Origin of the sequence: Shewanella sp. POL2 (assembly GCF_000282755.1) — a bacterium.
GTDB classification, from domain to species: Bacteria; Pseudomonadota; Gammaproteobacteria; order Enterobacterales; family Shewanellaceae; genus Shewanella; species Shewanella xiamenensis.
The window spans coordinates 13,478-35,509 of the sequence record NZ_AKZL01000037.1 but is presented as its reverse complement, the minus strand read 5'-3'; the positions used below and the strand labels follow the sequence as shown (position 1 = coordinate 35,509).

Annotated in this window: 21 protein-coding genes and 1 riboswitch; of the genes, 17 read left to right on the top strand and 4 right to left on the bottom strand. The window is 44.3% G+C overall.

Annotated features, from left to right (window positions below; all coding sequences use genetic code 11):
- The first annotated feature begins 190 nt into the window (after positions 1-190).
- From SHEWPOL2_RS11755 to SHEWPOL2_RS11675, 17 genes are all read left to right on the top strand, one after another.
- Positions 191-913, top strand: a complete 723-nt coding sequence (locus SHEWPOL2_RS11755; RefSeq protein WP_037428434.1) for a histidine phosphatase family protein — start codon at positions 191-193, stop codon at positions 911-913.
- Positions 914-1,088: 175 nt separating this feature from the next.
- Positions 1,089-1,313, top strand: a riboswitch (cobalamin riboswitch).
- Between the two features lie 123 nt (positions 1,314-1,436).
- Complete coding sequence (locus SHEWPOL2_RS11750; RefSeq protein ID WP_037414795.1) at positions 1,437-2,324, top strand: ABC transporter ATP-binding protein; 888 nt, start codon at positions 1,437-1,439, stop codon at positions 2,322-2,324.
- On the top strand, positions 2,321-3,460 hold the full coding sequence (locus SHEWPOL2_RS11745) for an iron ABC transporter permease (RefSeq protein ID WP_050991353.1): 1,140 nt from the start codon (positions 2,321-2,323) through the stop codon (positions 3,458-3,460). The genes SHEWPOL2_RS11750 and SHEWPOL2_RS11745 overlap by 4 nt, the downstream gene beginning before the upstream one ends.
- Before the next feature lie 144 nt (positions 3,461-3,604).
- Positions 3,605-4,657, top strand: coding sequence for a nicotinate-nucleotide--dimethylbenzimidazole phosphoribosyltransferase (gene cobT, locus SHEWPOL2_RS11740; protein WP_037414788.1), 1,053 nt, complete (start codon positions 3,605-3,607; stop codon positions 4,655-4,657).
- 107 nt (positions 4,658-4,764) lie between these two features.
- A complete protein-coding gene (locus SHEWPOL2_RS11735; protein ID WP_037414785.1) occupies positions 4,765-5,553 on the top strand; it encodes an adenosylcobinamide-GDP ribazoletransferase in 789 nt (262 codons plus the stop codon).
- Positions 5,550-6,155, top strand: coding sequence for a bifunctional adenosylcobinamide kinase/adenosylcobinamide-phosphate guanylyltransferase (gene cobU, locus SHEWPOL2_RS11730; protein WP_037428433.1), 606 nt, complete (start codon positions 5,550-5,552; stop codon positions 6,153-6,155). The genes SHEWPOL2_RS11735 and cobU overlap by 4 nt, the downstream gene beginning before the upstream one ends.
- 219 nt (positions 6,156-6,374) lie before the next feature.
- Entirely contained in the window at positions 6,375-7,907 is a 1,533-nt protein-coding gene (locus SHEWPOL2_RS11725; protein WP_086024029.1) for a cobyric acid synthase, read from the top strand.
- A gap of 15 nt (positions 7,908-7,922) precedes the next feature.
- Positions 7,923-8,546, top strand: coding sequence for a cob(I)yrinic acid a,c-diamide adenosyltransferase (gene cobO, locus SHEWPOL2_RS11720; RefSeq protein WP_037428432.1), 624 nt, complete (start codon positions 7,923-7,925; stop codon positions 8,544-8,546).
- 147 nt (positions 8,547-8,693) lie between these two features.
- Positions 8,694-9,731, top strand: coding sequence for a DUF2235 domain-containing protein (locus tag SHEWPOL2_RS11715; protein WP_037428431.1), 1,038 nt, complete (start codon positions 8,694-8,696; stop codon positions 9,729-9,731).
- 15 nt (positions 9,732-9,746) lie between these two features.
- Positions 9,747-10,571, top strand: a complete 825-nt coding sequence (locus tag SHEWPOL2_RS11710; protein WP_037428429.1) for a cobalamin-binding protein — start codon at positions 9,747-9,749, stop codon at positions 10,569-10,571.
- Between the two features lie 91 nt (positions 10,572-10,662).
- Positions 10,663-11,046: an MAPEG family protein gene (locus SHEWPOL2_RS11705; protein WP_037428426.1), complete on the top strand. Its 384-nt coding sequence runs from the start codon at positions 10,663-10,665 to the stop codon at positions 11,044-11,046.
- A gap of 382 nt (positions 11,047-11,428) precedes the next feature.
- Positions 11,429-12,931: a sensor domain-containing diguanylate cyclase gene (locus tag SHEWPOL2_RS11700; RefSeq protein WP_197278467.1), complete on the top strand. Its 1,503-nt coding sequence runs from the start codon at positions 11,429-11,431 to the stop codon at positions 12,929-12,931.
- Positions 12,932-13,293: 362 nt separating this feature from the next.
- A complete protein-coding gene (locus SHEWPOL2_RS11695; protein WP_037428423.1) occupies positions 13,294-13,512 on the top strand; it encodes a hypothetical protein in 219 nt (72 codons plus the stop codon).
- A gap of 408 nt (positions 13,513-13,920) precedes the next feature.
- Positions 13,921-15,456, top strand: a complete 1,536-nt coding sequence (locus SHEWPOL2_RS11690; protein ID WP_204366683.1) for a methyl-accepting chemotaxis protein — start codon at positions 13,921-13,923, stop codon at positions 15,454-15,456.
- Between the two features lie 77 nt (positions 15,457-15,533).
- Positions 15,534-16,616, top strand: a complete 1,083-nt coding sequence (locus SHEWPOL2_RS11685) for an HD domain-containing phosphohydrolase (protein ID WP_037428419.1) — start codon at positions 15,534-15,536, stop codon at positions 16,614-16,616.
- Between the two features lie 435 nt (positions 16,617-17,051).
- Positions 17,052-18,188 (top strand): glucosaminidase domain-containing protein, encoded by a 1,137-nt coding sequence (locus SHEWPOL2_RS11680; protein ID WP_231640351.1) that lies wholly within the window; start codon positions 17,052-17,054, stop codon positions 18,186-18,188.
- Positions 18,189-18,408: 220 nt separating this feature from the next.
- Entirely contained in the window at positions 18,409-18,747 is a 339-nt protein-coding gene (locus tag SHEWPOL2_RS11675) for a hypothetical protein (protein ID WP_037428446.1), read from the top strand.
- 217 nt (positions 18,748-18,964) lie between these two features.
- On the opposite strand, the gene SHEWPOL2_RS11670 is transcribed toward SHEWPOL2_RS11675, so the two are convergent.
- From SHEWPOL2_RS11670 to SHEWPOL2_RS11655, 4 genes are all read right to left on the bottom strand, one after another.
- Positions 18,965-19,258, bottom strand: coding sequence for a DUF3144 domain-containing protein (locus SHEWPOL2_RS11670; RefSeq protein WP_037428416.1), 294 nt, complete (start codon positions 19,256-19,258; stop codon positions 18,965-18,967).
- Between the two features lie 492 nt (positions 19,259-19,750).
- Entirely contained in the window at positions 19,751-20,197 is a 447-nt protein-coding gene (locus tag SHEWPOL2_RS11665) for a hypothetical protein (RefSeq protein WP_037421597.1), read from the bottom strand.
- Positions 20,198-20,392: 195 nt separating this feature from the next.
- Positions 20,393-20,755, bottom strand: coding sequence for a nuclear transport factor 2 family protein (locus SHEWPOL2_RS11660; protein ID WP_037421594.1), 363 nt, complete (start codon positions 20,753-20,755; stop codon positions 20,393-20,395).
- Between the two features lie 131 nt (positions 20,756-20,886).
- Complete coding sequence (locus tag SHEWPOL2_RS11655) at positions 20,887-21,933, bottom strand: hypothetical protein (protein ID WP_037428412.1); 1,047 nt, start codon at positions 21,931-21,933, stop codon at positions 20,887-20,889.
- Between the last annotated feature and the right edge of the window lie 99 nt (positions 21,934-22,032).

Sequence of the window (22,032 nt, the reverse complement as noted above, 5' to 3'; positions counted from 1 at the left end):
CAAAAATATGCAATTCTGCGGTAAATTGCATTTTATTATTGAATGTCGTTCGTTATGGTTTGGACATTTATACGTATAGACGTCCATAATACGCGACATCGGATTGTCAGGGCAAGGTGAAAGTCATTAGGAGCGAGAATCTAGAATCTAGAATCTAGAGTTTAGGTCCTAAGATTTTTAAAAGGCATATATGAAACAAGTTCGCTTATTACTGTTACGCCATGGGGAATGCGAGGGCGGGGCCATTTTACGTGGCAGAGTCGATGTTCCACTGAGCGAGAAGGGCTGGCGGCAGATGTTGGCAGCAGTCGCTTTGCAGGCCAGTGAATGCCACGGTATTTACAGCTCCACCTCAAGGCGCTGCGCTGAATTTGCCAAGGAGTTGGCGCTGGAGCCGCATTCCAGCTTGTCTGAGAGTTCACATTTAGCTGCACCAACGCCTTCGCCGCTTGAGGTCAACCTACTGGAGGATCTACAAGAAATGGATTTTGGCGATTGGGATGGTCGCTTACTCGATGAGTTATATCAACAGGATGGCGAGCGCATGGCGGCCTATTGGCAAGATCCTTGGACCGTGTCGCCGCCCAATGGTGAAACGATGGCAAGTTTTGAGGCTCGTATCGATGGCGCAATAGAGCAGATCCTCAATAAAGAGTTTGCCCTGCTGGCGTTGGATGATGAACAGGCCCACGGCGAGTGTAATGCCGATGCACCCACAGCCAATATCTGGGTTTTGACCCACGGCGGGGTGATCCGTCATTTAATGGCAAGAGCATTGGGGGCGGTGAGAACGGTAGGGTTTTACAGTCAACTGACTTTACCGGTTGCCGCGGTGGTGACGATTAATGTACTCGAAGATAAACATGGGACTCGATACTGGCGCTTAGACTGGCCATCGGGCCATGCTGATTGAGTTTGAAATCTCATGCTAAATGGGATGATGAACATTTTCTGATTTAAACTGCATTGCCTAATGAGCAAGATATAGGATAATGCTTTTCCCTGACGTTTGAGCGAGATAGCACATGGTGTTCGCTAAGTTTAAATGTCGCAGAAATAGGTGTTGGGAATTTCGCTTTATCCTGCGCTATTCGCTTAAGGCAATAGTCGTTATAAACGCCGGATCAACCCAAACATAATAGGGAATCGGGGTGCTGCCCATCAGCCAGCCCGAACTGTACCCGCAACTGTGAGTAGTTAAAAGAAGTGCCTAGAATCTAGAGCCTAGAATCTAGAACCTAGAACCTAGAACCTAGAACCTAGAACCTTCTTTGCTACAAGTCAGGAGACCTGCCTATTTCTGTTTTCGCTGCGTGCAGCCTTAGTTCTCGAGCGGGTGACTCGAGGGAGCAGAAAATGATATTGATACGTTTCGCCCTGTGGCCCATGGTGCTACTGGGTTTGGGTACAAAATATGCCTGTGGGAGCTGCTTTAAATGAAGCCTTCCACGTCAACAGATGTGCAATCTTCGGCGGTGCTAGCTAATGTGGCACTCAATGTCAGCCAATTAAGTTGGACCATCGAAGGCAAAACCATTCTTTCAGGGATTAACTTTGCCCTACAACGCGGTGAAATGCTGGGATTAATCGGCCCTAACGGTGCGGGTAAATCCAGTTTACTGCGTTGTATATATCGTTTTATTCGCCCAACTCTGGGGCAAATCAGTTTGTTTTCGCAGGACATTAACGAGCTTTCGCCCAAGGCATTTGCCTGCAAAGTAGCTGTGGTGCAGCAGGATACGCCGCACTATTTTGATATGACCACAGAGCAACTCGTTGCTATGGGGCTCACGCCCCACAAAGGGATGTTCGATACTAATTCCAGCGGTGATAGTGAAAAAATTATCAAGGCGCTTGAAAAGGTAGGTCTTAGCCATAAGCGCTATCAGCAATATGAAAGGCTCTCCGGCGGTGAGAAACAACGGGCACTGATTGCCCGCGCTATCGTGCAACAACCTCAGTTACTGATTTTAGATGAACCCACAAACCACCTCGATGTGCGCTATCAAATACAAATTTTGGAGTTGGTTCGAAGCCTTGGCATTAGTGTCATTGCCTCTATTCATGATCTGAATTTAGCAAGTGCCCTGTGTGATAGTTTGCTGCTACTGGATAAGGGGCAAGTGAGCGCCATGGGCACGCCGAGTGAGGTATTAACAGAGGAGCGCATTGCCCAAGTTTTTGGTGTTTGCGCTCAAGTGATGCCCCATCCACAACATGCCAATCCTTTAATTAATTACTTTTATGGTTATCAAAAATCACCGACGGATGATGTGGTTGTATCCGCTCCCCATAACATCAACGGGGAGATAAACACGCCATGATTCACACGTTTAAGCTGATAATGATGAATCTTTTAACCCATATTTTAACGCCATTAACCCGCCAGCAATGGCTGATTCTTGGCTTGGTGGGTTTTGCCCTGCTGACCCCGATTGCGGCCGCCAGTTTTGGCGCGGCAAATATCAGCTTTTTAGATGTGTTGCATGTGTTTATTAAATTATTCAATCAATTTTTCGCCAACGACGGTGCGTCAACTACCGCCTCGATGACGGAGCGGATTGTGATGGAATTAAGGTTGCCACGGATATTGCTCGCGTTTGTGGCGGGGGCGGGGCTGTCTTTAGCGGGCAGTGTGCTGCAAACCGTAACTCGCAATCCCCTTGCTGACCCTTATTTATTTGGCATCAGTTCAGGTGCCTCCTTTGGCGCTGTGGTGATGCTGACCTTGTTTACTGGCTCTGGTCTATTCGGTAATGCTGGCGTTATTGCCAATTCGGGGATTTTTAGTGGCTCGGGAATGTTTGCTGGGCTCCTGTGGTTTAGTTTGCCTTTCGGCGCTTTTATTGGTGCCAGTTTATCCGTTCTTATTGTTCTCGCCTTGTCAGGGCTTGGGCTCAACAGCCAAGTTGAGCGCATGCTGCTCTCTGGGGTGGCAACATCGTTTATGTTTGGCGCATTAACCAGCTTGCTGTTGTATTTTGCCAGCCCGCAGGCCACGGCATCAGTGCTTTTTTGGAGTTTGGGCAGTTTTGCTAAGGCCAGTTGGCCGCTCTTAATTTTGCCATCCATCGTTGTATTGGTAAGTTTTTTTATCATCCTCGGTTGGAAGCGGCAGATTATGGCCCTGCAGGCGGGGGATGAAACGGCTCACACCTTAGGGGTGAATGTACCTAAATTACGCCTCAATATGTTATTGCTCTGCTCGCTAATTACCGCCGTTTTAGTGGCGACCTGTGGTGGCATAGGTTTTGTTGGATTAATGATCCCCCATACTGTGCGCTTGTTATTTCCCGGGCGTCAGCCCATTTTGCTCACCGCGTTAGTGGGCGGCTTGTTTATGGTGTGGATTGATGTGCTCGCGAGATGTTTACTGGGTAATCAAGAACTGCCCGTTGGTATTATCACCGCCTCGATAGGTAGTTTTTTCTTTTTGCTGATTTTGCGTCGGCGCAACTAATTGAACTCGCGTTTTTCGCAGAGGATTAGCTAATTTAGTACTAAGTGCGTATGGAAAATAGCCGCTGTATGCGTCGTAGTTGTTATCGAACGAGTTATTGAAATCGAACGAGTTATTGAAATCGAATTAGTCACTGGAGTGTGAATGTCTCAATCAAGCCTGTCATTTCAAATCGAGCCTGTGAGTAAAGCGCAGGATCAGGTTATTCAACAAAAAATCGATCTTAAGACCAAGCCGCCAGGTGCATTGGGACAACTCGAATCCTTAGCATTACAAATTGCTCGCATTCAAGGGCCACAACAATTGCAGATAGTCAAACCGACCATGTTGGTATTTGCAGGGGATCACGGCATTGCCGCTGAAGGGGTTTCGATTGCCCCAAGTGAAGTCACCCACCAAATGGTGCAAAACTTTGCCCACGGCGGCGCGGCCATTAATGTGTTTTGTCGCCAATTAGGTTTTACGCTTGAAGTGATCGATTGCGGTATTTTGACACCCGTTGAGGGGCTAGAAGGGATTATCGATCAACGTCTTGGCGCGGGTACTGCTGCAATTCATTTGGAGCCAGCCATGCCTTTAACGAGTGTGGATAAGGGCTTTGATATGGCGCGCGAGCTTATTGAGCGTCACCATCAAGCAGGCTGTAATCTGGTTGCGTTTGGTGAAATGGGGATTGGCAACACGTCCTCTGCCGCGGCAATTATGGCGGCGATTATGCAATTAGATGTAGCTGACTGTGTGGGGCGCGGTACAGGCATTAATAGCGACACTTTAGCGCGTAAGTTAACCTTGGTAGAACTGGCGTTGCTATCGCATCAAAGTGCGCTTAGTGGGCCAAAACAAGTGCTTGCTTGTCTTGGCGGGTTTGAAATTGTGCAAATGACTGGTGCCATGCTGGCTGCAGCTGAGCGCAAGATGTTGGTAGTTGTGGATGGTTTTATTGCGACCGCCGCCGCATTAGTCGCGGTGACGATCAATGCTAATGTGCGGGATTATCTGATTTTCGCCCATTGCTCCGAGGAGCAAGGCCATCAACGTATGTTGGAATATTTGCAAGCTAAACCCTTGTTATCTTTGGGGCTTAGATTAGGTGAAGGCACGGGGGCAGCTTTAGCATTGCCGTTAATTCAAGCCGCAGTAAATTTTTACAATCAAATGGCGAGTTTTAGTGATGCAGGGATTGAGGCTGTTGTATGATGTAGCCCTGCTAAGTTATTTATTTAACTTAATTTAAAATAATAACTTTTAGCTAACCGTTTTAACTTTAAACCTTGCTGCAAGTGTGTATTCACTAAGGATGCTTTATGTCAGAACGCGAAAGCTGGCACAAAGAGATAGATTTATTTTTTGTGGCCATGGGCTATTTTACCCGTATTCCTATGCCCAAATGGGTCGAAGTCGATGCCGATAAACTCAATAAAGCCAGTCGTTACTTTGGCTTAGTGGGTTTACTGGTGGGACTGTTAAGCGCCATCGTTTTTTGGCTGACTCAAAATTGGTTACCCGCTGGGGTGTCTGTATTGCTGTCGATGTTAACGGGCGTGCTGTTAACGGGCGGTTTCCACGAAGATGGGTTAGCCGATACCTTCGATGGGTTTGGTGGCGGTTGGACGGCTGAAGACAAGCTGCGCATTATGAAGGATTCGCGCCTTGGTAGTTATGGTGCCTTGGCCTTGATTATTGTCTTGATGCTTAAATGGCAATTATTGGTGGAATTAGCGCTTTATGACCCTGTGGTTGCTGGTTCGGCGATGATTGTCGCCCATACTGTGAGTCGAGTCGTGGCCGCGAGCCTTATTTTCACCGAAAAATATGTGCGCGATGATGAGTCCAGTAAATCTAAGCCGTTAGCGCAGCACCAAGGCATTAATGAACTATTTATTTTGATCGCCAGTGGTGTGTTAGTGCTGTTGGTGTTAAAGGGGATTGCTGCACTGTCGCTGTTGTTGATTATGATCGGATTGCGCCGTTTGATCGTGGTGATCTTTAGACGTCAAATTGGCGGCTATACAGGCGATACCTTAGGCGCTGCGCAGCAAATTTGTGAAATTGTGTGTTACTTCGTGCTGCTCGTTGTAGGTAGCATTCTGTGATCCATTTAGTGCTGGGCGGCGCTCGTAGCGGTAAGAGCCGTTACGGTGAAACCTTAGTACGCCAGTATACGGCTTTAGGATTCGATGCCTGCTACGTTGCAACCGCGCAGGCACTCGATGCTGAAATGGCCAGTCGGATCCGTTTACATCAAGATGGCCGAGCCAAGGACGATATCGACTGGCAGTTGATTGAAGAACCCTTGACATTAACCGCCAAGCTTAAGCATTTAGCTAAGCCGGGGCGGGTGATTATGGTGGATTGCTTAACGCTTTGGTTAACCAATCAATTACTTGCTGTCCACCCACAGGCTGAGCCAGCTTCGACCGAATCAGATTTTGCCCTAGCTTTTGCGACATCATCTCAACACGATGTGTTAGCCCACTGGCGACAGGCCAAAACGGATTTTGTCAGTGCGTTAAATACACTTGAAGGTGTGGTGATTTTAATCAGTAATGAAGTAGGCTCAGGCATTGTGCCCTTGGGGGAACTGAGTCGCCAATTTGTGGATGAAGCTGGCTGGTTAAACCAAGATGTTGCTGCTGTTGCGGATAATGTGACCTTAGTGGTGGCGGGTTTACCGCTGACGCTTAAATCGAGCTAGCGCTCTTAAATGAGCTGGTGCATTTAAATCAAGTTGTGAATGTTATTTTGAGCCGCTTTTGCATTTAGTTCGTATAAAAAGAAGCGCCTTTTATCTTATTTCCTCTATTGAGTGATGTCCTTGCCCATGCATTCACATAACGTTGCAGATCCCACGGCAACCAATCAAACGTCAACCGCTAGTTTGCCTCAAACATCGTCCCAAGGCGCCAAAGTATTAATGGTGCAGGGCACCACCTCAGATGCGGGTAAAAGTACGTTGGTGGCGGGAATTTGCCGATTGCTAGCCCGTCAGGGTGTAAACGTCGCTCCTTTTAAACCACAGAATATGGCGCTTAATAGTGCTGTGACTGTTGATGGCGGCGAGATTGGTCGCGCACAGGCGCTGCAAGCCGCGGCCTGTTATTTAGCGCCACATACTGATTTTAATCCGATTTTACTCAAACCCAGTTCAGATACGGGCGCCCAAATTATTGTGCAGGGTAAAGCGTTAACGACACTCGAAGCCTCGGCTTTTTTTGGTGAAAAATCGAAAGATTATAAAGCCATGGCCCTTAATGCCGTTTTGGACTCCTTTGAACGCCTAGGTCAGCAATATCACACCATAGTGGTTGAAGGGGCGGGGAGCCCAGCTGAAATCAACCTGCGTGCTGGGGATATTGCCAATATGGGTTTTGCCGAGGCGGTTGACTGCCCGGTGATTATTATTGCCGACATCGATAAAGGCGGCGTGTTTGCCCATTTGGTCGGGACCTTGGCGCTGTTATCCGAGTCAGAACAGGCGCGGGTAAAGGGGTTTGTGATCAATCGCTTTCGCGGTGATATCAGCCTGTTGCAGCCTGGTATTGATTGGCTTGAGACGTATACGCAAAAGCCAGTATTAGGCGTGCTGCCCTATTTGCATGATTTGCACTTAGATGCCGAGGATGCGCTCACTGACTCGCCAACTAAGCAGGCCAAGAGTCGTTTTAAAGTGCGAGCGCTGGTATATCCACGCACCAGCAATCACACGGATTTTGATCCCCTCAGGCTTCATCCCGATATCGATTTTGATTATGTGTCACTCCAGACGCAAGCCTTAGCTCAGACACAAGATATTGTCGCCGATCTGCTGATTTTACCCGGCAGTAAAAATGTGCGAGCCGATTTGGCTTTTTTACGTGAGCAAGGCTGGGATAAGCAAATTGCTAAGCATTTGCGCTACGGCGGTAAAGTGCTGGGAATTTGCGGTGGTTATCAAATGCTGGGTGAGCGCATTGCCGATCCGTTAGGGATAGAAGATGTGCTTGGGACTAGCCAAGGTTTGGGTTATTTACCCATAACCACCCAATTTAAAGCCGAAAAGCAGTTACGTAGCGTCGCAGGTGAGTTGAGATTGTTAGGGCAGACTGTGGCGGTCAAAGGTTATGAGATCCACTGCGGTGAGTCCCAATATCTCACCTCCAGTGATGCCGCCAAGGGCGCACCATTACGCTTGAACAATGAGCTAACTTACGATGAACAGGCGGAAAAGTCTTTTGCTGACGGCTGCTTAAGTGAGGACTGGCAAGTGCTAGGCACTTATTTACACGGGCTATTCGACAGCCCTGAGGCGTGCCAGTTAATTCTGCGCTGGGCGGGATTAGAAGATGCGCAAGCAATTGATATCAATGAAATTCGCGAACAACAGTTGAATCGTTTGGCTGATGTACTAGCCGAGCATCTAGATTTACCACAATTACAGGCAATCTTAACCGCATCAGTTAAGCCGTAGGATGAATACCAAACCATGACAACAGCAAACGATAATAACCAAGAACAATTAAAGGCTGAACGCCACAAAGCGCGCCAACAAAAACTCAAAGCGGGGGTTGATGCAAAAATTGCCGCCGCTCAGGATGAAAAGGGCATTTTGTTAGTCCTAACGGGCAATGGCAAAGGCAAGTCGACCTCAGGTTTTGGTACTGTTGCCCGCGCGGTGGGTCATGGCAAAAAAGCGGCGGTAGTGCAATTTATCAAGGGCACTTGGGAATGCGGTGAGCGTAATCTACTTGAAGGCGCAGGCGTTAGTTTTCATGTGATGGGTACAGGCTTTACTTGGGAAACCCAAGATAAAGAAAAGGATACCGCAGCCGCCCTAGTCGCTTGGGAAGCAGCTGAAGCTTTACTGCAAGACGAGAGCATTGATTGCGTGATGCTCGATGAGCTGACCTATATGGTGAGTTATCACTATCTTGATGTCGAACGGGTACTGACTGCACTTAAAAACCGTCCATCTATGCAGCATGTGATTATCACTGGCCGCGCCTGCCACCGAGCGATTATCGAGCTGGCCGATACGGTAAGTGAAGTGCAACCCATTAAACATGCCTTCGAAGCGGGCATTAAAGCGCAGCCTGGATTTGATTATTAAGCAGAGTGAATAATCTTAGTGAGTTTGGTGAGTGAGCAAACGCCGTAAGCAGTGCTTCAACACTAATTAAGGCTGTTGTTCCGAGATAAAATCCGTTAGCGTTCTATTGAGCGCTTTTGTGGGCATGGATAACTCAAGGATGATGCGATGAATAAACGTATTGTGATTTGTGCTGACGGTACTTGGAATCGACCCGAGAAAGACCTTAAGGTGGATTTTCCCACCAATGTGCTACGTCTGGCGCGGGCCATTAGCCCGATGGCGGCCGATGGAAAACCCCAGCAGGTGTTTTACGATTGGGGTGTGGGCTCCTATTACGATGAAGTGATTGGCGGCGCGACAGGGCGTGGGCTGCATAAAAATATCATGGATGGTTACCGTTATATCGTGCAGAACTACTCCCCTGGCGATGAGATTTATCTCTTTGGCTTTAGCCGAGGCGCATACACAGTGCGTTGCCTGTGTGGCCTTATCAATAACTGCGGTATTCTTAAGCGCCCCGATGCGAGGCTTATCCAACAAGCCTTTGACCACTATAAAAAAAGCAGCGCGCCCTTTGCTCCAAGCGGCGATAAATCCGTTGAGTTTAGACAAAAGCACAGCCATGAATCACGGGAGATTAAGTTTGTTGGGGTGTGGGATACGGTGGGCGCTATGGGGATCCCGATTTCCTTCCTCGGCTTATTTGAAGATAAAGATGAGTTTTACGACACTAAAATTGGTCGCAATGTGCGTGTTGCCCGCCATGCCTTGGCGATAGACGAGCATCGCAGCGACTTTGAGCCCACTATCTGGCAATTACGCGACAATATGGATATGCAGCAAGTGTGGTTTGCTGGCGCCCATAGCAATATTGGCGGCAGTTATCAGCCGGATAAAGATGGCTCTTTATTGTCAGATAATGCCCTTGAGTGGATGATCGCTGAGGCTGAGCGGTTTAATTTAAGTCTCGAGCCACATTTAATGGCCAGTTTACGCCCTAATCCCTTGGCGACGCTGCACGATTCACGCCGTAGTTTTTATCGGATTAAGCAGCCGTATTTGCGGGCGCTTGACCCGAATGTTGCGCCTGTATTGTTGCATCATTCGGTCAAGGTGCGTTGGGATCAAGATCCTCAGTATCGCCCTAAAAACTTGCAGACCTACCTTGAAAAATATGGCTGGCCAGAAAAGTTAATCGATTAAATCATAAGGAATTTCATGTTAATTCGACGCATTATTATCCTAGGTGTCAGTCTTGCCCTGTTACCTATATCAGCTATCGCAGAGCCAGCAAAACGTATTATTGCGTTGTCTCCCCACGCGGTTGAAATGCTTTATGCCATTGGTGCGGGAGAGACGATTGTGGCCGCCACAGATTATGCGGATTATCCCGAAGCGGCGAAAAAAATCCCTAGTATTGGTGGTTATTATGGTATTCAGATTGAGCGCGTATTAGAGCTTAATCCCGATCTGATTGTGGTGTGGGATACGGGCAATAAAGCCGAGGATATCAACCAACTCAAAAACTTAGGTTTTAAACTGTACAGCAGTTCCCCAAACACCCTTGAAGATGTTGCCAAAGAAATTGAAGAGTTAGGCCAATTAACGGGGCATGTGGAGCAGGCTAATCAAGTGGCAACGGATTATCGCCGCGAGCTGCTTCGACTCCGCAATGAAAACGCCGCTAAATCTGAGCCTAAAGTGTTTTATCAGTTGTGGTCGACGCCCTTAATGACGGTTGCGAAAAACAGTTGGATCCAGCAGATTATTGGCGTGTGCCATGGGCAAAATGTCTTTTATGATGCGGCGAGTGATTATCCGCAGGTGAGTCTTGAGAATGTGCTACTGACCTTGCCCGAGGTGATTTTACAAAGCGAAGAAGAAGGCAATGTTAAAGGGATTGATTGGCGTAAATGGACCGAAATCCCCGCCGTTAAAAACCAGCATATTTATCAATTAAATGCCGATTTATTACACCGCGCGACGCCTAGAGCTTTACTTGGTGTAAAGGCCGTTTGCGATGCCTTAGATAAGGCACGTTAATCAATCGCCTTTTGCTAGTAAATTCACTGTTATAAGCACTACAACGCACTGTTTGATATGCATTTATTGTTCTAAGCAATAAGGGAATCCTATGAATACACTACTGACTTGTTTGTTTGTCGCCATGTTATTGCCGTACTTAGCCAAAGGTCCTGTGGCCTGGGCGATGGCTAAAGCGGGTGGTTATGATAACCATCATCCTCGCAGCCAGCAGGCGCAGTTAACTGGATTTGGTGCTCGGGCGTTAGCGGGGCATCAAAATGCGTTTGAATCACTGCTGATATTTGGCTTGGCGGTGCTGACTGTAATCGCAACCGGCAAGGTGACACCTACAGCCGAATGGTTAGCCATTGTGCATATTGTGGCGCGCTTTGCGTATCAGATTTTATATCTATTGAATAAAGGCACCTTACGATCCCTCTCTTGGTTTGTGGCGATTTTCAGTGCCTTTGGGATCTTTTTTCAAGCTTTTTAAGCCGAGTAAACCCTTTGAGGGTGGAGCTTACCTTAGGAATGTTGTTGTGATCTTGAGTCGCATTTGAGTATTTTTTTATCGAATCAGCATCAATTAATCGTTTTATAAAAAACGCTGGTATGGCAGCCAAAGAATTATGAACTGCCTCAACCGTTTGTCGATAATATGTAAATCCATGCTGATTTTTGTGGTTGAAAACATGTTATTTTTGTTTCAGTTTCTTGTGGTTTAAACAATTTCATAAAACTATTTTCTTTTTGTAAGCTTCGGCATTTAAAAGCTTTAAATGTTAACGTTTTTTATCTTCAAATTTGATAACTATCAATGAAGTGAGAGGATGATCCCCCTAGTATTCGTACAAATTACTTTATCTAGATACACGATGCCATCATCCTTATTACCTCATCTAAAACAACATCACTTACTTACTAAAGCATTTCTATTTGCCAGCATTGCGATTGTGATTATTACATTATTAATAGCAGTGTTAAATTATCAAAACCATGTTCGATTAAGAATGGTGGGGTATGAGGAAATACTGAATGTACTTGAAAGTACCTATATCTATGAGCTAGTTAAAGAAAATGAAAAGCAACATTCAGTCTTAATTTCTATGCTTGATCAGAATGCTATTCTTGCAGGTGAGTCTGTATTTAATCCCGTTTGGGCTGTAGGGCATAAAATTAAAATGGAAGAAGAGCATTATATTTATTTTTATAATGCCTTAAATGGACATATTGATAGCTACCCTCATTGGGAAAAAAGCGCTGATTTTAATCCTGAGACGCGACCTTGGTTTCATATTCTTAAATCTGAATCAAATGCCCCAGTTTGGATCGGTCCCTATGAGGAATTTAATAGCCATCAAAAAGTACTAAGTCTTGGGCAAAAAGTATTGTCTGACAGTGGATTACCTATTGGTGTTATGCTGGTTGATATGTCTCTTGATACCTTGGATAAAGTGTTGGAGCGAATGTCGACCAATTTAAATATTTCAGTTTTTATTCGTGATCGTCAAAGCCAAGAAATGTTGTCAGTAGTGAATGGTGAGCTATTACAGTTCGATACTGTTTCTGCAAATCAATCTTTAGTTTGTGTTAGTGGTTTACTGAATGGCATATTGCTAGTGAAACCTTTAGCCTATGCTGATTGGGAAGTAGGTATTTATGTGCCAGCAGTTAGGTTCCAAAAGGCACTTGTGGAACAGCTTGTTTTACTATTACTTCCTATTGCTGCATTTTTTATTGTTGCCGCTATGGGAACTAGGTCACTAATGAAAGTTTTTAGACAAGAACTTAAATTAATTGAGTTAGAAGTTGAACAGTTAAATGGCGTGTTATCTGAAGATAAGTTAGTGAATTCATCTTGGTTCGTGGATAAAAGCCTGCGAAAAATTAAAAATAAACTAGCAACGCAACATTTAAAACTTAGGCTTGATCCCTTAACGAATATAGGCAATCGTCGTGCATTTGATGAAGATCTTAATCAATTTGGAATGCATCAGCCGCCCTATGTGTTAGTCCTGATTGATGTCGATTTTTTTAAACAGATAAATGATCAGTTTGGTCATCAGTTTGGAGATTCTGTGCTGCGACGTGTCGCAGATATTTTGGCGGTGACTTTCACTCGTGGACAAGTGTATCGCTTTGGTGGCGATGAGTTTGCCTGTTTATTCCCTTTGGAAGATAAAGCTGAATTAGTGAACAATCTTAATCGGTTATTAGATTCTATCCGTCTGCAACAATGGCGTGAGAAACAGTGTCGGGTAACCTTAAGCATAGGTATTGCCATTGGCCCAAAGTTGCCCCAAAAATTATTTGAGAGCGCTGATGCGGCATTATATCGCAGTAAAGCTGCTGGGAGGGATTGCTGGCACTTAGGCTAAACAGAATTTGAAGTTAACCTAATTGGCTATCGCTGGGTTTAGCTTTTTATGCCAAAAATAGGGTTTGATGATTTTATCGTCGATTTCCTGACGTTAGTTAAGGAGATTATGGTTTATTGTCACTTTATAAAAACATGTCAAATAATCGATCTTTTTCCATGGTAAATCATTAATTTTGACAGTTTAATGCAGACTTTAATCTTAAAATGCTAAAACTCTGTAATTTAAGGTTTTTGTGTTTTTGTATCTCATTGATTAATGGTATTTATTTGACATTTTTTGGTCATTAAATTGACAGTTTTCTTTATAAAAAACCTCAGCTATATTGCAGATGTCGATACAATTATTGAGGTTTAAATACCATGTTACGTCTACTGACCTATGGCCTCGTTGCCGCTGCCGCTTGGTTTATTTATTTGGATGTTGCCGACTATTTTGGCATGGAGACCTTTGATAAGGCATTAGCTGAAGATGTGCAGCAAAAAGTGGAAGCCCGAAAGGCAAAAGCAGCAGCGGAGCAATATGCACAGCAACTTAAGCAGCAGGTTGATTGCCAAACGACAAAAACATGTACTCAATAATGGCGATGTATCAAGTTTGTTCTTGCTGCGCATAAGTAACTAACTGATTCGCCACAGTGTCACTGCATCAGAGGGGCAAATAGGATTGTTTGCCCCTCTTTGATTTTAGGTGCTTACATAAACGACAGATGAGAAATTTGTTTGCTTTGAATGCATTATATGCTGCTGGCTTTGGGGATTTAGGACGTGTTGGCGTGTCTGCTATGTTATCGCCTGTTTAGATTGAGTCATGACATCGCACGGACTTTGCTTTGTATAAGTGTCAGTCAAATGCTGCAAAATAATCCTGAAACCTCGCACGCCCTAGTAGTGCTGTTTCATAAAAGTGCAATTAAGGAAAACCTTACTATACTTTTACACTAATCCAACCGTAAATCAGGGATTGTGATCATGGTACACAAGGATGTAGTGACTAAAGATAGTGAAGTCAAATTTTCTGAAGATCTACAGCTCGTTTCCACAACCGATCTTAATGGCGTAATTACCTACGCTAACCCCGGCTTTTGCCAAGTGGCTGGATACCAACTCGATGAAATGATTGGTCAGCATCATAATTTAGTTAGACATCCAGATATGCCGAAAGCTGCTTTTGCCGATTTATGGAAACATTTAAAGCAAGGCAAGCCCTGGCGTGGCATGGTTAAAAACCGTTGTAAAGATGGTAGTTATTATTGGGTCGATGCCTATGTTACCCCCATCTATGAGGATGGCCGGATCTCAGGTTATCAATCAGTCCGTTGTTGCCCTACGCCTGAACATAAAGCGCGTGCTAGTGTGATGTATAAGGAGTTAAGAGCGCTTGAAAACAAGAAAAATATATTTTGGGGCAATAAGTTACTATCAAATCATCTAGTCAGTTTTCTTTTATTATCCATAGCCATTGTCTGTAGTGTTTGGTGGCTAACCTTTCCTCAATCACTCTTAGTGATCTTGCCCTTACTCGCTATCATTGCCTTAAATCGACAGCAGTTATTTTTAACGCCTAGATACTTGCAGCGATTAGAGAATGACTACGATAGCATTAGCCGGCTGATTTTTTCTGGTGACGCCCCCCACAGTATTGCAGATTTTCATATCAAACTTGGGCAGGCGCGAATTCGGACTGTTTTAGGAAGAGTTGATGACGCAACCCATTCATTGAAATCTATTGCGGATCAGATTAGTACGTCTATGTCTACCACGAGCAATGATATCACCTCCCAAGATCTACAGATCCAACAAGTTGCTACTGCGGTGACTGAAATGGCATCCGCAGCAGAAGAAATTAATCGTAATATCCAAGCGAGTAATCTACAGATTGAAGAAGCCCGTCGTCATTGTCAGGTGACCAGTCAGCAACTAAAAAATGTTGAAACTGAAGTTGCCTCATTAGCGACCCAAGCTGAACAAGCTTTTGATTCTGCAGTAGCTTTGTCCAGTGAGTCAGAACGAATAGACACTATCATGTCTGAAATACAAGGGATTGCTAATCAAACGAATTTGTTAGCACTCAATGCTGCAATCGAAGCGGCTCGCGCCGGTGAGCAGGGGCGAGGATTTGCAGTTGTTGCCGATGAAGTTCGTAATCTATCTACTCGTACTCATAAAGCGACAGAGCAAATTCAAACGAGTATAGGGCATATTCAGCGTACACTGAATGAATGGAAAGAGTTGATGCATTTGAATGTCGGTAGAACGAATACTTGCCTTTCTAGCACTCGAATTGGAGCGGAATATTTAAATCATATTACGGTTGAAATAGATAAAGTATCCGCTTTTTCCAGCCAAATATCTTCAGCTGCAACTGAGCAACAAGCTGTGATTGAAGATATTAATAGAAATATTAATCTTATTTCATCAATATCCCATGACAATAGTATGAAAGTTGAAGGCGTCAGTGCGACGAGTAAAAATTTATTGAATAGAGCAAATCAACTTAAAAATTTAAGTCAAACCTTTGGTTAGCGATAAAAAACAGTTGTTTTTATCGCTAACGAATATGTTCGTATTGTAATTATTGAGATTTAATTGCGGAGTGAATCATGGACAGGACAATAAATGAACGAGTGCATTATGTTCATGCACGACTCCGTAAAAATTTTGACAAATTAACTAGAATCGCAATTGCTATATATGATCAACATACAGATAAAATTAAAACCTTTGTGCATAGTACAGATGGTAAGCCACCGTTGAGTTTATATGAGGCAAAATTGAGCGAAACACCGTCTCTCCAACATATAGTGGAAAGCCGCCAAGCTAGGGTATTAGATAATTTATGTACTCAACTTATATATAGTTCTGAACATAGTCGAAAAGTGCTTGAGGCGGGCTACGAATCTAGTTATACCGAACCATTGTATTTTAATGATCGTTTTGTTGGTTTTTTATTTTGTAACTCTAAAGAGAGTAGTTATTTTGATGATGCAATACGTGCTGAACTTTCCGCATATGCACAAATCCTAGCAGGTATCATTGCAGTTGAATTTCTTTCTATTCAGACATTTAATGGGGCACTTATTACTGCCAGAGCCTTTGGTCGTTATCGTGATGAAGAAACGGCAAATCATTTACACCGAATGTCTTCATATTCGCGCATCATCGCTAAAACAGTCGCAAAAGAGTTAGGATTAAGTGATGAGGAAGTTGAGTTTATTTATCTATTTTCTGAGTTACATGATATAGGTAAAATCGCCGTGCCAGATGCAATACTATTGAAGCCAGGGAAATTAACCGCTGAAGAATTTGAGGTGATGAAAACTCATACCATTAAAGGTAGTGAGATGATTAATTTGATGATTAATGAGTTTAGTCTCAATGGGATACACCATACGGAGATGTTAAAAAATATTATCAACTACCATCATGAACGTTTCGATGGTAAGGGATACCCTGAGGGATTAAAAGGAGAGGATATTCCGTTAGAAGCAAGAATAGTCACTGTTGCTGATGTTCTGGATGCCTTAACAAGCAAACGACCATACAAAGAGGCATGGTCGTTTGAGGATGCATTTGCTTATCTTGAGGATAATGCGGGTCAACAGTTTGATCCTAAGTGTGTTATGGCTGTGCTCAATAATAAGTCTGAATTTATTACAATTCATAATCAATATGTTGATCTATAAAATGGTCATTATTTATTGGTGCCTTTCAATGTAACCATACTATTTTCGATTTATTAAAAATAATAAGTCGTGCAAAGTATTTTTATATGTGCATGCCGAAATACTTTGTTTTATTCAGTCTTGGTTCTTAATCATTTCAACCAGTCTTCTGATCGCTAAGATGACTTATGTAGTGAAGCCGATGGTCTATAGCGTTTGCATCTCTACATGTTCCCATTTTTATGATGGAGTTCACTGAGTGAACATGGCATGCCTGCGGGTCATTTTATCAAAAGCCGCCTCAACTGCTTGACACATGCGATATTTCCGCAGTCAAGTCAGTATTACAAACCTAGTTGCCTAGCTATTAAGCAAATTGTCAGGATTTTATTGTTATCTTTCCCGCCCTGTGTTTTGGCTAGTTGGACTGCGATTGTTTTTCTCCAGAGAGATTCCATGTTGATAAACTGTAAACTGCCCTTAGCAATGCTTATGCTATTCCTAATGTCTATGCCTTCACCTCTATTCGCCGCAGCAGAAATGACCGACAACAAATTGGTGTTTAATCAGCTCTTGTCTACGGCGTTTACAACTGAAAAGACTTGCTATCCGCTTGCAAATTGTCAGTCAACAAAACCACCTATTATGGGATTATCAGCCTTAATTCAGCCTTCCTATACCCAAGTGAATAATCAAGATACTCAAGGTGAACATCGTATTGGCGGCATTATATTTCAACCAGAGCGTGAGCAACGGTCCGTGCAGCAGGCAGAACTTCAACCTATCACTGTAAGTATTCACTCCATTGATGATTTGATGCTATTTTTTGAATCCCTTAATTACACTGCTGAAAATTTCCATGAGGGGAATAAATCGGTTCCGAGATTAACCTTTGATGCCGTAGGTAAAGGATGGCGGTCGGTATCAGAGCAATTGCCTGTGAAGCAAAAGAAGATGGTGTTTTTTAGATTGATGACCCCCTTAGTATTATTAGCGAATGAAAAAGTGTTACAAGAACGGCAACAGGTAATCTCTGCGCCCCTCAACGACACTGGCTTGGTCGCTTTAGCGGTTAAGTACAAAGTTATCAGTAATCCAATACCGTCGTTATCACCGTCCCACAGGCAAGCCCTGCTTGAACGGGTAGATATTTTGCCTCCATCTCTAGTATTGGCCCAGGCGGCAAAGGAAAGTGGTTGGGGGACATCGCGCTTTACTCTTGAGGGGAATGCCTTGTTTGGTCAGTGGGATTTTAATGGTAATGGTATGGAGCCAAAGCAAAAGCGCCAGGGGATGGGGCAGTATGGGCTGGCGCGATTTGAGACACCCTTAGCCTCCGTTGAAGGATACTTATTGAATTTAAATACCCATAGTGCTTACCACAAAATGCGTCAGCTTCGTGCCGAATCAAGGCAAGCCAATCAAACAATTACGGGTGTTGCGCTTGCTGGTACCTTGGATCGATATTCAGAGCGCGGCTACGCCTATGTTGAGATGATCCAGAAGATGATCCGTACTAATAAGCTCTATCTGGCAGATGAGGCCTATTTAGATGATGATATGCCGTTGCATTTGCTCACAAGAACCCACTAATAATTCATGTTTAACATGAGATTGGGTTTAGTTGCTCCGCTTACACACTGTTACAAGCGCCATTTTGTAGATTTAACAATCGTAGAGACGACGATATAAATTAGGGATTGTTAAAGAGAGCGTAGATAGGATGTTGTTGGCGTTCTTTGCATACATAGTCCTTCTAATCTCGAAACGTCAATACGCCCTAGTATGTGCGGATTTAATCTTAAGGACGATGATGAGAACACTCCAACTTTTGGGATTGATACTTACAATAGCAGGGATAGCTTTGGGCTTTATGATGCTCGCCCCCATTGGTAATGAAACATCTAACGCATCTTTAGGAGCGGCAGGTTTGGGTATTATGTTTCTGTTGTTACCTATGCTGGGATGCTCCGCACTGATGTTGATATTTTCTTCAATTGCATTGTTTAATCATGAGGTCAGAAAGCGTACTTATTTCAGAGGATCTTTTTGGTTAACTCTTTGGAAATGTAATCTAGTGATATCGGCTGGATATACTACGGTGGTTATCTATGTTGCTTATTTATGGATTAAAACCAACATGAGTAGCTAAAAAGAGCCTATGTTAATATTTCTGTTAAGTATTCAACTGACAGCAAGATGTTAGTGCTTAAGGCAGACATTCGGTCGCAAATACTGGCTTGTCGTGACGAGAATTAATCAATATTGGATAACGATGTAGCTAAGTGTTGAGGAATGAGAGTCATCACCACTTAAGCTAAAAATCAGACGCCCTGATAACCTTAGGCTATCGGGCGTTGCGTAAACGATTACTTTTGCGTTGCGCGGTAGTGGTCGAAGTTTTCGATATAGTCCTCGAGATTGGCGTCGAGCATTTCTTTATAACGCTCCATGTAGTAGTCCATCATTTCTTGTTTTTTGGCCTGCATTTGCTCTTTGTTTTCAAAGCTGGTGGAGCCAAACCAAGCGTTGTAGCGGGCGAGGGCCCACATAAATGAAGCACTGACTTCACCAGTTTGGATTTCAGTGTTTTGGTTTTGCTGGTTAGCGAGCTTAATCAACTCAGTGGCGCGGGCGTAAAAGGCATTTTGGTTATCAGACATCAGCAATTCCTGTTGTTAGGCAAAATGGTTAAAGAAAAAGGGCGCTTGGCTTTACCCTTTTGGCAATTGCTACTAACCCTAAGGCATTTTGCGGCCAAGGGACAGTCATCCATCTCACAGAATCCGTTGATTTCACGTTAAAATGAGTTGTCGAAAGTAAATCTGGGATAGGTGTAACACTTTTCTGATAAACATTGGTAGGTTAACCATTCTAGTAAAGTTAATCCTAATAGGGTTAACGGGCCTGTGTAAGCATCATAGGCCAATGTTAGAAGCCCGTGATTGATTCATGCTGTAAAGGGCGTTTTGAGGTTCAGGGATATGAAATGTCTTCTGTTGGCTGTAAAGGCAGTCTCGCTTGAATGAGCCCATTCGATACTTTCAAAACGACCATAGTATTAAAGGGCTCATCGCGTATGCTAGCGAACTTTATCTGCTGTAAGCGTAAGCCCCTATTTTTGCGGGATGGCAAGTGTAGGTTGTTACTAGGCGTTACTTGGCCGTAATCGGGCCTTTTGATCCTGCATCGTTATCAATCCACATACTCTCTTTATTCGAGCTGGCATCGGGATAAATGGTGAATTCCACCATACCGTCTTTGAATTTGATGGCTCCACCACTTTGACTGGATTTTACGTGTTTACCGTTAACCCAAACCTGATGTTTATCATCGATTTGAATATTTGCAACCGTTGCTCCTGAGCTGGCTGTTGCTATCCATTGTTGGGCATTGGGAATGATGGCGTCAGCAGCGGCTTTGGGAGAAGCCATTGCTTTGGCATTTTCTTCTTTGGTTTTGTGGATATCGCACCCTTGCATTTCAGACACTTGGGTACAGCCTGAACGCTCAAGTAACTTGCGATACTCATCGTTAATGGCGTGGCAATTTGCGGATAGTAATAGTGCAATACTGGCTGTGAAGATGATTTTAGCGTTCATGTGTTCCCTCGTTGCTATTGAAGTGTGCCTTGTTTATGGCGAATTTAGATGGTTAAGTGTAGTGGGTCTTTAGCCATTTTCTACTCGGGCATGTTGACGTATTGAGATACGATGCTGTTCAGGCAATGCTTTACTCGGAAGATGCGGAGTGAATATAGCGGTTCAATCTTGCATCAAATAAAGCCCGATAACCCATCAGTTAGTCGCAAAACTCCACATATTTTGGATTAGCCCATCGATTACCTCAAATACCACCATCACTTCAAAAGGTTCGTCGTGTATGCCGCTGATCCGTTCGTGATCCACGACCTTATTGCCAACAACCATACGATTGAGGATTTCGGCATGTAAATGCGGCAAGTTAAAGCGTTCATTTTGATAGAAATCGCGAAATGCGGCTTTACCCCGAATAACGGGCTCTGTGGCGGGTGGACGGTAAATACAAACGTTGTCGCTAAAGAGTGCCACAAAGCTTGCAAGGTCGTGTTGGTTATAGGCAACTAACTGGGCTTGCACTAAGGCTTCGGGTGTCACGCTGTTTACGGTTAAATTGCTCAAGGATGATCCCTTACTGAAACGGGTAAGTTTGAAATGCGTTGCTGTGTTGGATGGGAAAGCGCGTTTGGTGTCATCATATTTATCACCATTACAGCCTACTTTCCCAATACCGTAGTTTTGTAATACGTAATTTATTCCAATAGTTTAAGTTGTGTTTTACCCCATTGAGTGGCAAAGGGCATGGCTTCTTGAGGGGTTAAGGTAAACTCCTGCTCGCAGCCGTCACCACGGGGCATTTCCCAAAACTTCATTCCAGTTGCCTCAAGAGTCAGTTGATAATAGCCAGAGCCGTCGGAGGTGGGGCATTCTGCGTTTGGCGGAATATCGGCAAACAGCTTTTGCTTAAGTGCTTGTGGTAACGGATAACTCATACTCTCCGGCATGGCTTGAGGCTGTTCATTCTCGATAAACCATTGCCAAGGATGGAAAGGTTTTCCATCTGCAAGCGAGAAGCTAACAAACTCTTGGCTGATCCCATTGGCACCATAACCCGCTGCCCAGCGATACAAGCGCACACTAAGCCAATGCTGATTAAGGAAAATGGGTTCTGCAAAGGTTTCGTCAGTCACAAAGCTGCCCATTTGAGCCAACATTCTGCGGCGAGTCTCAAAGGTTTGTGCCAGCTGCGCATCATCGGTGAGCTTTCTCTCAAGCCAGTGATTAATTGCCGAAATGCCTTTTTGTGGGCCGTTAAATTCGATACCAACATCAGTGCCAAAGGTCAGCGGACGGTATTCAATAGTCTGAAAGCGTTGCCATTTTCCACGGCTCACCGAAGGCTTAGTTTCAAGCGGCAGATTGTAGGCATCGGCGCTGCAATCATCATTGTTATCTGGGCTTATTTGCCGCTCAAGTTGTATTGGCAGTGACTTGCTGGCGCTGTCTTTAAACCACTGGCCACTCAGTGTTTGTGGTGTTACGGTATCAAACTGCCAGTTTCCGGTGTTGTTCTCTTCTTTCCAGATGCCGTCTTGCTGTTCGAGTCGAATTTGGGTGAGGTATTTTTGATAGTAATAACTGCCGGTGCCATATTGGTTAAAGCAGACTCTTATCTTGCTTTTACCCAGTTGTCCCTGCCAAACGCCTGTGAGTTCATCGGCGGCAAACGTGCTGAGTGGCAGTGTAGTGGTAATTAATAGGCTTGAGGACAATAGCGTTAGTAACTTCCGTGTATGCATACTTTTTCTCTTAAAAGATAATAGGTTATGGTTTTACGTGTTGGTTATAAAAAAGTCGCCCTAAGGCGACTCTTAACGGTTTCGAGCTCGATAAACGGT

What these genes read in the sequence shown, in the direction of transcription:
- SHEWPOL2_RS11665 (WP_037421597.1), bottom strand. Translation starts at nt 20,197, where the DNA reads ATGAACGCTAAAATCATCTTCACAGCCAGTATTGCACTATTACTATCC.
- SHEWPOL2_RS11715 (WP_037428431.1), top strand. Translation starts at nt 8,694, where the DNA reads ATGAATAAACGTATTGTGATTTGTGCTGACGGTACTTGGAATCGACCC.
- SHEWPOL2_RS11695 (WP_037428423.1), top strand. Translation starts at nt 13,294, where the DNA reads ATGTTACGTCTACTGACCTATGGCCTCGTTGCCGCTGCCGCTTGGTTT.
- cobT (WP_037414788.1), top strand. Translation starts at nt 3,605, where the DNA reads ATGTCTCAATCAAGCCTGTCATTTCAAATCGAGCCTGTGAGTAAAGCG.
- SHEWPOL2_RS11745 (WP_050991353.1), top strand. Translation starts at nt 2,321, where the DNA reads ATGATTCACACGTTTAAGCTGATAATGATGAATCTTTTAACCCATATT.
- SHEWPOL2_RS11705 (WP_037428426.1), top strand. Translation starts at nt 10,663, where the DNA reads ATGAATACACTACTGACTTGTTTGTTTGTCGCCATGTTATTGCCGTAC.
- SHEWPOL2_RS11725 (WP_086024029.1), top strand. Translation starts at nt 6,375, where the DNA reads ATGGTGCAGGGCACCACCTCAGATGCGGGTAAAAGTACGTTGGTGGCG.
- SHEWPOL2_RS11670 (WP_037428416.1), bottom strand. Translation starts at nt 19,258, where the DNA reads ATGTCTGATAACCAAAATGCCTTTTACGCCCGCGCCACTGAGTTGATT.
- SHEWPOL2_RS11700 (WP_197278467.1), top strand. Translation starts at nt 11,429, where the DNA reads ATGCCATCATCCTTATTACCTCATCTAAAACAACATCACTTACTTACT.
- SHEWPOL2_RS11710 (WP_037428429.1), top strand. Translation starts at nt 9,747, where the DNA reads ATGTTAATTCGACGCATTATTATCCTAGGTGTCAGTCTTGCCCTGTTA.
- SHEWPOL2_RS11750 (WP_037414795.1), top strand. Translation starts at nt 1,437, where the DNA reads ATGAAGCCTTCCACGTCAACAGATGTGCAATCTTCGGCGGTGCTAGCT.
- SHEWPOL2_RS11675 (WP_037428446.1), top strand. Translation starts at nt 18,409, where the DNA reads ATGAGAACACTCCAACTTTTGGGATTGATACTTACAATAGCAGGGATA.
- SHEWPOL2_RS11655 (WP_037428412.1), bottom strand. Translation starts at nt 21,933, where the DNA reads ATGCATACACGGAAGTTACTAACGCTATTGTCCTCAAGCCTATTAATT.
- SHEWPOL2_RS11755 (WP_037428434.1), top strand. Translation starts at nt 191, where the DNA reads ATGAAACAAGTTCGCTTATTACTGTTACGCCATGGGGAATGCGAGGGC.
- SHEWPOL2_RS11680 (WP_231640351.1), top strand. Translation starts at nt 17,052, where the DNA reads ATGTTGATAAACTGTAAACTGCCCTTAGCAATGCTTATGCTATTCCTA.
- SHEWPOL2_RS11735 (WP_037414785.1), top strand. Translation starts at nt 4,765, where the DNA reads ATGTCAGAACGCGAAAGCTGGCACAAAGAGATAGATTTATTTTTTGTG.
- cobO (WP_037428432.1), top strand. Translation starts at nt 7,923, where the DNA reads ATGACAACAGCAAACGATAATAACCAAGAACAATTAAAGGCTGAACGC.
- SHEWPOL2_RS11685 (WP_037428419.1), top strand. Translation starts at nt 15,534, where the DNA reads ATGGACAGGACAATAAATGAACGAGTGCATTATGTTCATGCACGACTC.